The organism is Sphingomonas sp. Leaf25 (assembly GCF_001421635.1).
Classification (GTDB): Bacteria; Pseudomonadota; Alphaproteobacteria; order Sphingomonadales; family Sphingomonadaceae; genus Sphingomonas.
This window is the reverse complement of sequence record NZ_LMKU01000021.1, coordinates 1-10,315: the sequence shown is the minus strand read 5'-3', so window position 1 is coordinate 10,315 and position 10,315 is coordinate 1. Positions and strand designations below refer to the sequence as shown.

Genomic DNA, 10,315 nt, shown 5'->3' with positions numbered 1-10,315 from the left:
TCTTGCTCATTACCGATGCTCCTACTCACAAGTGGGAGCCTCCAGGAAACCCGGGACGCTTCAGTTGAATGCCGCGCTGATCGTATGTCCGCGTATGGAGCGGTTGGCCGCCAGGCTGCTCTCACCCGCTTGTCACACGAAAAGCTAATTGTCCGCTACCGGCCTAGTTTCGGCTAAGGGGCTATACCTGAACCAACGTCCGCTCTTGGAGCGCCTGTGAGCGGCCCTAAGTGACCGAAGGGAATCACGGCAGACGATTGTTTAGGCGCGCAGCTTTTCTGAAAGAAGCGGGGCATTTCACACGATGCGTTGGGGCCGGTAGGAAGGCGCCCGGAGGAAGGTGGCAGGAGATGCCCTGCGGTTGAGACAGCGGGCAGCTTATCGCCGGCGCGCCGAAATGGCGGTGATAGTGGGAATCACGGTGCCAGGGGCCAAGTTGGGATTGTCCGCAGCGCCATACCGAAAGCGGCTTCCCTGCAGGGGCCAGTCAAAGAGACTCACTTCGGCTACGGCGAAGCCGCATCGGTGGAAGACATGCTCGTCATAGTCCTTTATCGTCGCCTCGATCACCTCGCCGTCCGAGCACTCGGCGATACGGCCAGACCGATTGACCAAGTGTATGTGTTCCACTGATGGTACAAGAAACGGATCCGCGGTGATGATGTCCTCGATCTTCTCCCTATAAAGCTTGCCCTTTGCAACCAATTCCGGCTGCTCGGTGGTATGAACGGCGACATCTGCGCCGCTGCCGCCCAAGAACCATCCTACAATCACGGTTGGACCAAACTCGGCGATCATTCGGCGAGCGGTATCCGGCATGTCGAAAAGATCCGCGTGGCAGAAGGCGACGTTCTTGCTACCGGCGTTGTGTCGGCGTGCCTCAGCGAGGAGAACGTCGTTGTTGTCGATGGCGAGAACGGCACCTTCCTTCGCGATCTGCGCGGTCCCTCTGCCGGTCCCGCAACCGATCTCAAGAACACGGCGCTCGGAGATCAGATTAGCCAAATCCCGGTAGATACCAAAGCTATCTAGATGTGCAGACTCATCGGCCCACTGGCTGGCATATTCGGCACGTGTGGAAGGGCGCATTGCAGGGCTCATCATTTCGAACGTCATCCCTGCAGATAGGGATGATCAGTTACGGTGTCATTGTCGCGTGCAGTTCCCCGCAGAATCGCAGGACCGGAGTCTCAATCACCAAGCGCCGTACGATAGAGTCGGCTCTCGAACCGCGCTTGGCCGAGCCTACGGAAAGCGCTGCCACCGTGATGAACGGATGGCAGAAGTTGGAAGGCTCCAAGGCTGCCAGCCGCGTAACCGAGCATCACGACCGCGGCGCGAACCCCCTCGGGAGCATCCTCCAGGGTGGTGATTTCGACATCGGCGCCGCAAAAGCCATGTCGTTCGGAAAATGAAGCCGGGTCTGTCATGCTGGGGTGATATTATTGCACGCACGCTGGCGGTCTATGGGAGATGTGGGAAGATGGAGGTCGTCATGGCCACAGCTGCGGACCTTGCCAGTGTCCTCGGCTGGCTGGAGCAGGAATATGCCGAGGATGGTGAGGGCTTCTGGTGCAACCGGAGAATCATAGAAAGCGCGCTCGAACATGGCGATCTCTGGGTCATTCGCCGCGGCGATGAGCCGATCGCAGTGCAAGTGGGCGACTACGCGCCCGACATTGTGAGCGTCCGCAAAGACTGTCGCCAGCAGGGGCTGGGCGACGCGCTGTTTGCAGCGTCGTTGCAGCGGGCGATCGACGACAATGTGAATGTGCTTTCGATTGAATGCTCGCCGCGGAGCTCCTGGACTTTCTGGCAACGCCACGGCTTCAAGCGGTTCGGTGATTTGGGCGAATGGGGCAGGATCACCGCACGCCGCATTCTGCCGCGGTCGTTCGACATCCCTACCGATGTTCCCTCCGCCGATGTCGAAATCGGCTTTTACCCGGAGTCGGCGACCTACGGGCGCGGCGAAGTGCCCGCGATCGTGTCGCATCGCCTGCGCGGTGGGCGCCTCGACGATGGAGCGATCCTACTCGAACGACGGGTCATTGGCCTCACCGATGATGAGCCCGAAGGGAAGGATCTCGTCGTCAAGATCCAGGTGGATGGAGAAGTCCGCTGCTTTTGCAAGGCGAAATATGAGGAGGCCGAGGAAGCTGGCGTTACGCGCGATTGGAAGGGCGGCGCCTTCTACATCGACGCCGTCGAGCCCGCCGATGGTTGAGCGCGCGCGAATGTCGAGGGTCGGTCTGCCTGCAGAAATGTCTCGACAGGCCGGCACGACGCATACCGCGGCGACTGACTGATGGTCGACTTCTCCCACATCGCGCTTCAGGATCGAGACGTACCGGTCATTCTGCCATGGCCGGCCTCAGGCAACGCCGGGGCGTTTCGGTCATTCGGCCACCCCGCCGCGTGGCGGACCTTCATCGAAGGCTTCGGCATCAACCAGGGGATTCCGCAGATCATTCAGGCAAAGTTCGCGCGCGCTCAGACGCTTTATCTCCTGGGTTGGATCGATATTACCCTGATCAAAGCAGGTGAACTGGCGGCACTGGTCGCGCTTGAGCTCGCCGTCATGGACCGCTACGGCGGCAAGGTTTCCAAGGGCAAACGCAACTTCGCGAACCTGCTCAAGCACATGGTCGAGGTTGATCGCCTTACCGATTCCGACATTCCGATGGTCACGCGCTGCAACGGGACGGCGATCGGTCAATTGACCGGCTCGACCCATCCCACGCTGGCCGAGCGCCGCAACATGCTGGCGCACGGCGACCCGTTTGATGGCTTTCCGACGAGCGGTCTGCTCGAACTGGTGCGTGACCTGATAGATTATGCCTATCGCGATTTTATTGCGGAGGCTGTCGCCAACGGCCTTTAGGCGCAGCGCTAGGTAGAATAGCGGTAGCGCTACCTATGGAGCCAAGCGCCCGTCCGCTGTAGGATACCGTCATGGCTAAATTGAAGTTCTCTTCCGAAGTCGAAATTCCTGACGCGTTGCTGCCGCTCCTTTGCGATGCCTTGCGCTGCAAGCCTGCCGACCTCGAAAAGGAGATCGCCAGGTTTGCGCCCGCGGCGATCCTTGAGTTTCTCGACATGGTCGCCGGTGTCGCGACGCTCGCCAGCGCCGCTGACGTCCGCGAACGACGCCTCGTCCGGCTCATGTTGACTGCTTATCCGACCGAACCGCCCGTCGCGGACGAAGTCGCGCGACTGTTCAACATCACGCCAAGTGCGGCGCGGAGTCTCATGCGGGCGACGGCGGCCAAGCACCGTTTGGCCTTGCGCGAGAAGATCGAGCCGGCCCTGAAGCAGGTTATCGTGGACTGTAAGGGCGACGGCAAAGAGCCATACACCGTGGTGATCCTCAATCCGATCCTGGTGGAATTGCTCAATGCCCGTCTGGAGACGTCGACCGATCCTAAGACTCCAGTGCGACGGACCGGCGACAGCTTGACGCAATATACGATCGACGTCGGTTCCTATAAGTATCTAAAAGACAGCCTCAAATGAGTGAGGCGGCGGATGCCCTCGCAGCTTCCGCGCTGGTTCTGGCGATTTTGGCAGCCTTGTTTTCAGTCTGGATGCCCGACGTCGCGGCAGTGATGGCTGAAAAGGGCAGTACAGACAAAGATAATAATGGGCCACTCAGAACCAAGCTGAAATTGATTGCGCGCACGCGACTATATCCGCTGTTCGCTGCCGCGCTGACCACAGCAATAATCCTCTTGCCGCGATGCTGGGGAATCATCCGGTCTCCCTGGACGTGCACACCGTGGGATCGATGTCACTATGACGACGTCCAGGCCTTAATGTTGCTGACGGTTCTGCTGCTGATCCTGCTGTGCGTCGCCCTGATCGTGCAGATCATGTCGGTGCAGAAGAAGTTGGCGGGGCTATAGTAGAAGCGAGAATGTGGTCTCCGACGGCCGGGAGAGCTCAACCCTACAGCGGCGTCAAACATAGAATTTGAAGGGCTGTTTTTCCTCGCCCTTCGCCGAGCCCATGGTCAGCACGTCGCCGACCATGCGCGCGAACCGCACGGTGACCGGCAGCCCATCGTTGAAGTTGCAGCTGTTATAATTGATCTTGGTGAGCCCCATGATGTCCGCGAGCACGGTGCGGATGGCGGGCAGCTGATATTTGCTGCGCATGACCGTGACATGCAGGGGGTTGGGCGTTTCTGGGCCGATATATGTGTCGAGCTGAGGAACGTAGCCGGTCGTCCACAGGTAGGCGACCCGGTCATCGAGCAACAGCGCTGTGCCGCGTAGTACTGGATAGTCGCCATCCCGGAAGAGCTTGGTTTCCCCGCCGGTCGTGCGAATGCGGACACCGATGACATTCGTACCTTTCGGCGCTGCTTCGCAAAAGGCCTGCCATTCCTCGCCGTTGAAGTAGGTCTGACCATGGATGAAGAGCTCTTTCGGCGCCTCACCGTGCATTTCTTTATAGGTTGCCAAAACGAGCTTCAGCAGATTCTTGGCCGCATCCTTTTTCAGATGAAACTCATGATCGCCCGTCTTCCATGGCCCGTTCGCGCCACGAAAGACCACGCCGTCGCCTTCGTTCAGAAACATCTGTGCCGCGCAGCAGGCGTGGCCATCGGGATCGTCGGGCAGGCTTTTGTAGACCATGCCGATATAGCAGACGCCCGGGCGCACCGAGCCTAGCCGCCACGGCGGTTTGGGCTGAGTTTTGTAATAGAGGCCGGTCGCGAGATTCCACACGAGGGTCGCGGCATCCTGGGTCTTGCGAAGCGGGTAGCCGGCCTTGTTCAGAAAGGCATGCGGCGCGAGCGTCGTCTCGCGCACCAGCTGGGTCGGCGCGATCGTGAGAAACTCGGCCTTTATGCGGCGATGGAAGTCAGGGACGTCATTGAAGATGTCTTCGTTGGTCTGATCGATCACCCCAGCAAGCAGCGGCAGACTGGCCTTTGCCTTTTGACGGCGGCCGAAATCGCCCGCCTCCATGGCAAGTCCGGTCCGCTTGGACCCTGGCCGACAGCGTTCGTAGACGATCTCGGGCAAGACGAGCACCCATACATCGACCGACTGCTCCTCATTCTTGAGGTGCTTGCGGACCCGGTCGATGTAGAGCCGCGCGACCTTATCGACCGCCTCGTTTAGATTCTCGATGCGGGTCGCTCGATCAATGTCTGCGAGTTGCAACGACAGGGTGCTGATCTCGTCCGGGTCGAAGGTGATGCCGAACGTCTCTTCCAGACCCGGAAAGTTCGCGAGGTGGAGCCGGTCCTTCTTCTCGCCCTTTCCGGGCGGCGGAACGGCGACAACCTGCATGATGCTGCGCGCCCAGCTCCTGAAATGGCCGATGCCGTCGACCGTGCCGACGACACCGACACGAATTTCGCGAGCCTTTTTGCTCTTCGCGTGCGGGCCGTAGAGGAACAGCCCGTCCTTTGGATGCGGGCTGCGTTCGCCATGGGCAAATTCGAGCGCGGGTTCGTCCAGGTGGTCGACGATGAGCGATGGTTCGGGGAATTTCACGCCTCGTTCTCCTCGTCGTCATTCTCGGGACGTCCAAGCGTGCTGACGTCCGTCTCCTCGTCATCGGCATCGGCTTCGTTCGGTAGCATCGTGCTGACCGGTGACGAGAAAAGGACCGGCGCGGCGTCGATCACCAAGTCATGCTCTGCAGAAAGCCGCAGCCTGATGAAGGCACTGTCCCCGGAAAGCATTTCGAGGAAGGCCAGCATGCGCCCGTGCCACTGTTTGTTGCGCCAGCCCTTGCATATCGATCGCCGGAGCTTGTGCATCTTTTTCGGGTCGTCGATGGCAAGGCCCTCAGGCGTGCCATTGTCGGCCGCAAAGAGTACGCGCGCCTTGAGCTTCATATGCCAAAACGGCCAAGTTGCCGGCAGCGCCGTCACCCCGAACTGCCAGATATGCCCCTTGGCAATGTTGCGCAGCATGGAAGAGCGCCTGTCCCCCTGCTTTCCCCATGGAATACGCGTGCCCACCGGAGCGAGCGCCGGGGACGCGTGGAATCCCACGCTGTTCGAGTAGGAATAGTGGATCAAGCCCCGGATATCGCAGAACTTGAACCACGCCTCCTTGATCATGACCATCAGGAGGTTCGATGCCACCTGACGTTCGATGCCCAGCTTTGGCAGACCTTCGTCAAGAAATTTCAGGAGCGCGATGGATCGCTTCACCCGGAAGCGACCGATTTCCTCGAACGCCTCATCAATTTCAGCCTGCTTGGCAAAGCTGAGAAATCCGCGTCCTTGGATCGCGGTCGGATAGGGATAGCGAGCGAGCGCGCGTTTCAGCTGGTCAGGATCGGAGGCACCGCTGGGTTCGTAATAGTAGATTGTGTCAGGCGCCTCTGTGACGCGGAGCCAATTGGACGTGAGCCGTTCCGGTTGGCTGATGAGTGGGATCGCGCCGCGTCGCCGGAACAGTTCCCAATTTGGGTTGATACGCACGGCGTCCGCATGGCGGGGAACCTTCTGCCGCTTGAGCGCGTCCAGGAGCAACATCAACCCCTCGCCCCATCCGCGAACGAAATCGACAGCAACCGTGTCGCCGATGCCTTTGACCTTTCGGCCTGCTTCAAGTCGCAGCGGAAGTATAAACCGCTTGTCGCCGCGACGCTCGGCCACGTCGAGCGCTATGTCGATATCGTCCTGGACGATAGGATCGTCGAGAGTCGCGTTCTTGCTGACGAGCAGAACCTTGGCGGCTCGGTTCTCTAGTGCTTGGTTGATTTCTCGGCGCCAGCGATCGCCTGGTTCCAGCGTGAGAATGTCGGCGAAAACCTGATAGCCCTCGGCTTCCAACTTCGGTGCAAGCCAGAGCGCGAACTCATCGTCGATCGGCGAGGATTTTATGATGAAGAGGGTGTCGCGCTTAGTCGACGCCGCGGCGGCGTTCGATGCCGGCAGCAACTTCGCGAGCGTAAGAGGAATAGCGGCCTGCTTTGGGAGCGCGTCCGCGACGGCTCCGGTGATCAGGTTTTTCAGGACCGCGCTACTCTGCTGCCAGAGCTTCGGGTGGGCCGTTTCGATGTCTGGAAATTTGCGCAGCAACGCCTCGAGATCCTGCGGGCCGAATAGGTCGCCGGGACTGATGAGCGCTGGGCCGATGACCTCACCTAATTGCGTCTTGTTGGCCGGGGTGAGCGCCGCCGATGTGGCAAGGATGTATCGCTTCGCCTGAAGCGCATCGATCGACGCACGCTCAGACTTCATTTTCGCCTTCAACTTGGCGAAGCCGGACCGATAATAGTGCTTGGCCTGCAAGATCACATTGCCATCTGCAGCAGCGTGTCTGCCGTCCATCCCATCGTCGGGTCCGTCGGGGAACGCCTCGAAGCGGATACCCAATTCCCGACCAAGTAAATCCCGGGTCAGATCCTCGAAATCGGCAGGAGAGAGCGACGAGAAATCATAGGTCATGTTCTCTAATTGTCCGCGACCCCGCCTTCGTGGTCAAGTAGAATAGAATGAGGATAAAACCGGCATTGGATCGTCTCGATCGATCCAATTTGGATGGAATTTCCTTGGAGCTTCGTCGCGGCCCGGTGGCCTCCGCGGTTGAGAGCAACTGCGGGCTGTGCGAACTATCGTGGCGGGGGAATCGGCATGACGTGGCAACAAATACTCGGCCGATCGGTCCGATTTCGCAAAGACGGCGCAGCGTAATGGCGAGGTTCAGCCACTATCAGACTCTCGATCCCTCAGCATATCAGGTTTCTCGCGAGCTGTTCAATCGCGCGGATCGCGAACCGCCCTCTATGATGGCGTTCATATTCCGATGGATGGGATTCAACGGATGGATGGCGGCCGTCACGGGATGTGAGCGGGACTACGAAATGATCAACGCGCTTGCGGCCGAACCGCGTATGATCGCGGCATATGATCAGCTTTTGGTCGATCGTCCGGACTTCAAGTTCGAGGTCGACGCGTTCGCCGCGAACTGGCCGGTGCTCAATGTCGCGCACGTCCGTGCCAAGCTCGGCTTCGATGCTTTTCGACGCTACGACCGCATAGCGTTATTGATTGAGTGCGACGCTCGACAGGTGAAGCGGCAGCCTGTGGGATGGGTGGCCGGCGCCACGGCAAGTTGGGAACAGCTGTTGCGCACGCTCTATCAAGTTCGTTGCAACCTGTTTCACGGCGAAAAGTCGGAGCAAGCCGTACGTGATCGCGATCTCGTTTTCGCGTCGGACCGCATCTTGAAGCATTTCCTGGCCGGAGCGGGCTGCCTCGAATGGCATGATGTGTGAGTAGCCTGGCGCTCTGGACGGTCGATAAGACCGTAACCCGTGAAAGTTGCCTGTCGGCTACCGGCCCAATTCCAGCCAACCTGCGACGCTGGTCACGCAACCGCTGAGCGTCCGTTCTTGGCGAGAGCTGTCGTTTGATATGTCGCGTGCGAACGTCGGGAATGTCCCACTTTTAGCCGATCTGCGTCCTCGACACGTCGCTTACGGCGACTGGATCAGTCTACATGAATGAACGACCGAAGCTCGGAAGCGAGCAGGGCAGCCTGAACGTCCACTTGTGGGTCAAAATGAACCAACTGCTCAGTTCCTCCCGGTTGACTGGCCGGGTTCGCGATCATATTGTTGCGCCCACGGGCAACCGTTGCGTCGAGACGTCGTCGACTCCCGAGGAGCGACTGAGTCGACAAGAAAGGCGAGAGTACCTGACTCGCTTTACGCAAGCCGTCGTCGACGCGGCTTGCATGCCTACCCGAGCAGGGAGGCAGTGGATCCGGTAACGGGTCGGACCAGACTGTCAGGTGTCACGGTCTTCTCAATATCCAAGAGGAGACTCCAATGTCGATTTCTGCTGAGGAATTCACGCGCGCAACCACGTCTGACGTGATCGTTGCGCAGGTCCCTACGAGAGAAGCACCATCGATCGTCGGCTTTGCAAAGCAGATGCTACGCCGAATGTTGGGAACCATGACTTCAGCGGGCACTTCGTCCAGCAAGCAGAAAGCCGTGGATCAGAAAACGGACGAGCGGCGGCGTGCGGCCGAGGTGAAACAGAAGGAGAGTGACAACCGCTTCACGTCACCAGAATTGATCCGCGCGATCGAAGATAGCTTTGGTCCGATCGACTTCGATCCATGCTGGCACGAGGCGAGCGCGGTGAGGCCCGGAGCGTATCTGGACGTTCGCCAGGGACACAACGGCCTTCGGGATGAGTGGGCCGGGCGGCTGGCGTTCGTTAACCCGCCTTGGTCGTCGCAGGACAAATGGGTTAAGCGGGGGCACGACCAGTGGGCGAAGGGCAACGCAACTACGGTCCTGTGCCTCGTGCCCGCGAAAACCGACACAAAGTTCTTTCACGCAATCCTAGCTACAGAAGCGGATGTCTACTTCCTTGAAGGCCGTCCGCGCTTTTTCAAGGAGGATGGCACATCCGAGGCAACGATGGTCAGTACGATGCTGGTTATGTTCGGTGCCAGCGATGAGCAGAAGATCCGCTTCAGTGAACTGGTCCGAGGCTCGTGGTGGTTGCCGAGCCGATCTTCGCCGATCCTCGTCAGTGAACTCGGGACTGGCGGGCCTTACGCATTTAGAAGTTGCAGTGTCTCTTCCTGTGTCACTTCGTATCCTCGCAGCCTGATCATCGACACCGTTCTATGCGCACCATTGAACGAGCGCGCCTGTAGGACGCATATCTAGCAGCCGCATAGTCTTGACCCTGCAACTTCAGGAGACGAGCTGGCGTCCAGCGGTGTGCGCCGCTGGATCGCTTTTCACCTAACGTTGTCATTCTCTTCCTTGATAAGCCGTTCGCGGGCGTCGCAGGCGATCACCGGGTCGTCGTTCGAGACCCAGGCGACGACGTTCTTCTCGCTGCAATAGCAGCGCAGACCCTTGCGGGTCAGGTACCAGTCCTTGGCGGGGCAGGTGGCGCAGGCAGGTTCGGGGTTGGGATAGATGCCGACCGGGAGCTGCGCGAGGACGCTGCTGTCATCCTTGCCCATGCAGCGTTCGACCGAGCCGAACCACGTTTTGACCTGTTCGGTGGAAGACATGTTGCTTTCTCCGGATAAGCGTAAGGGATCAGGCGGCGCCACGATCGAACCACGTCTTGACGAGTTCGACGAACCGCTCGTTGACGAGGCGGGCGTATTCGAGGCGGAAGCTGGGATGCGCTTCGGTCATCGGCTTGATCTTGATGGTGAACCCGCCGCGATGATCGGGCTGGATGGCAGCGATGACGCGGTCGTGGCGGTTGCGTACTTCGACTGCCTTGATCTCGGTCTTGAAGCGTCCCGGGTTTCCTGGAGGCTCCCACTTGTGAGTAGGAGCATCGGTAATGAGCAAG

General features: G+C 59.5%; 12 protein-coding genes. 7 read left to right on the top strand and 5 right to left on the bottom strand.

The features are described from left to right. Positions 1–378 precede the first annotated feature (378 nt). Complete coding sequence (locus ASE78_RS07845; RefSeq protein ID WP_082467076.1) at positions 379–1,116, bottom strand: class I SAM-dependent methyltransferase; 738 nt, start codon at positions 1,114–1,116, stop codon at positions 379–381. A gap of 119 nt (positions 1,117–1,235) precedes the next feature. Between ASE78_RS07845 and ASE78_RS18645 the strand changes: the two genes are divergently transcribed. From ASE78_RS18645 to ASE78_RS18640, 5 genes are all read left to right on the top strand, one after another. Further along, entirely contained in the window at positions 1,236–1,415 is a 180-nt protein-coding gene (locus tag ASE78_RS18645; protein ID WP_235514922.1) for a hypothetical protein, read from the top strand. Continuing rightward, the gene (locus ASE78_RS07835; protein ID WP_082467075.1) at positions 1,412–2,227 is read left to right on the top strand and encodes a GNAT family N-acetyltransferase; all 816 of its coding nucleotides are present in this window, start codon (positions 1,412–1,414) and stop codon (positions 2,225–2,227) included. Before ASE78_RS18645 ends, ASE78_RS07835 begins: the two co-directional genes overlap by 4 nt. An 81-nt stretch (positions 2,228–2,308) precedes the next feature. After that, entirely contained in the window at positions 2,309–2,884 is a 576-nt protein-coding gene (locus ASE78_RS07830) for a hypothetical protein (RefSeq protein ID WP_056495452.1), read from the top strand. 71 nt (positions 2,885–2,955) lie between these two features. Beyond that, positions 2,956–3,516 (top strand): hypothetical protein, encoded by a 561-nt coding sequence (locus ASE78_RS07825; RefSeq protein ID WP_056495449.1) that lies wholly within the window; start codon positions 2,956–2,958, stop codon positions 3,514–3,516. Further along, the gene (locus ASE78_RS18640) at positions 3,513–3,905 is read left to right on the top strand and encodes a hypothetical protein (RefSeq protein WP_156351352.1); all 393 of its coding nucleotides are present in this window, start codon (positions 3,513–3,515) and stop codon (positions 3,903–3,905) included. The genes ASE78_RS07825 and ASE78_RS18640 overlap by 4 nt, the downstream gene beginning before the upstream one ends. 54 nt (positions 3,906–3,959) lie before the next feature. On the opposite strand, the gene ASE78_RS07820 is transcribed toward ASE78_RS18640, so the two are convergent. Continuing rightward, entirely contained in the window at positions 3,960–5,510 is a 1,551-nt protein-coding gene (locus ASE78_RS07820; RefSeq protein ID WP_056495446.1) for an argonaute/piwi family protein, read from the bottom strand. Continuing rightward, positions 5,507–7,423, bottom strand: coding sequence for a TIR domain-containing protein (locus ASE78_RS07815; RefSeq protein ID WP_056495443.1), 1,917 nt, complete (start codon positions 7,421–7,423; stop codon positions 5,507–5,509). The genes ASE78_RS07820 and ASE78_RS07815 overlap by 4 nt, the downstream gene beginning before the upstream one ends. A gap of 245 nt (positions 7,424–7,668) precedes the next feature. On the opposite strand from ASE78_RS07815, the gene ASE78_RS07810 reads away from it, so the two are divergent. Together ASE78_RS07810 and ASE78_RS07805 are read left to right on the top strand one after the other, a co-directional pair. Further along, positions 7,669–8,253: a hypothetical protein gene (locus tag ASE78_RS07810; RefSeq protein ID WP_056495440.1), complete on the top strand. Its 585-nt coding sequence runs from the start codon at positions 7,669–7,671 to the stop codon at positions 8,251–8,253. A gap of 555 nt (positions 8,254–8,808) precedes the next feature. Next, on the top strand, positions 8,809–9,666 hold the full coding sequence (locus ASE78_RS07805) for a DNA N-6-adenine-methyltransferase (RefSeq protein WP_082467074.1): 858 nt from the start codon (positions 8,809–8,811) through the stop codon (positions 9,664–9,666). A 74-nt stretch (positions 9,667–9,740) separates the two neighbouring features. Here the strand turns inward: ASE78_RS07805 and ASE78_RS07800 are convergent, their stop codons facing one another. Beyond that, entirely contained in the window at positions 9,741–10,022 is a 282-nt protein-coding gene (locus ASE78_RS07800; RefSeq protein ID WP_056495434.1) for a hypothetical protein, read from the bottom strand. A 28-nt stretch (positions 10,023–10,050) separates the two neighbouring features. Beyond that, positions 10,051–10,315, bottom strand: a 265-nt coding sequence (locus ASE78_RS18930) for a hypothetical protein (protein WP_162236475.1), incomplete at its 5' end; no start/stop codon positions are given.

What these genes read in the sequence shown, in the direction of transcription:
- ASE78_RS07830 (WP_056495452.1), top strand. Translation starts at nt 2,309, where the DNA reads ATGGTCGACTTCTCCCACATCGCGCTTCAGGATCGAGACGTACCGGTC.
- ASE78_RS07800 (WP_056495434.1), bottom strand. Translation starts at nt 10,022, where the DNA reads ATGTCTTCCACCGAACAGGTCAAAACGTGGTTCGGCTCGGTCGAACGC.
- ASE78_RS07815 (WP_056495443.1), bottom strand. Translation starts at nt 7,423, where the DNA reads ATGACCTATGATTTCTCGTCGCTCTCTCCTGCCGATTTCGAGGATCTG.
- ASE78_RS07810 (WP_056495440.1), top strand. Translation starts at nt 7,669, where the DNA reads ATGGCGAGGTTCAGCCACTATCAGACTCTCGATCCCTCAGCATATCAG.
- ASE78_RS07835 (WP_082467075.1), top strand. Translation starts at nt 1,412, where the DNA reads ATGAAGCCGGGTCTGTCATGCTGGGGTGATATTATTGCACGCACGCTG.
- ASE78_RS07845 (WP_082467076.1), bottom strand. Translation starts at nt 1,116, where the DNA reads ATGACGTTCGAAATGATGAGCCCTGCAATGCGCCCTTCCACACGTGCC.
- ASE78_RS07805 (WP_082467074.1), top strand. Translation starts at nt 8,809, where the DNA reads ATGTCGATTTCTGCTGAGGAATTCACGCGCGCAACCACGTCTGACGTG.
- ASE78_RS18640 (WP_156351352.1), top strand. Translation starts at nt 3,513, where the DNA reads ATGAGTGAGGCGGCGGATGCCCTCGCAGCTTCCGCGCTGGTTCTGGCG.
- ASE78_RS07825 (WP_056495449.1), top strand. Translation starts at nt 2,956, where the DNA reads ATGGCTAAATTGAAGTTCTCTTCCGAAGTCGAAATTCCTGACGCGTTG.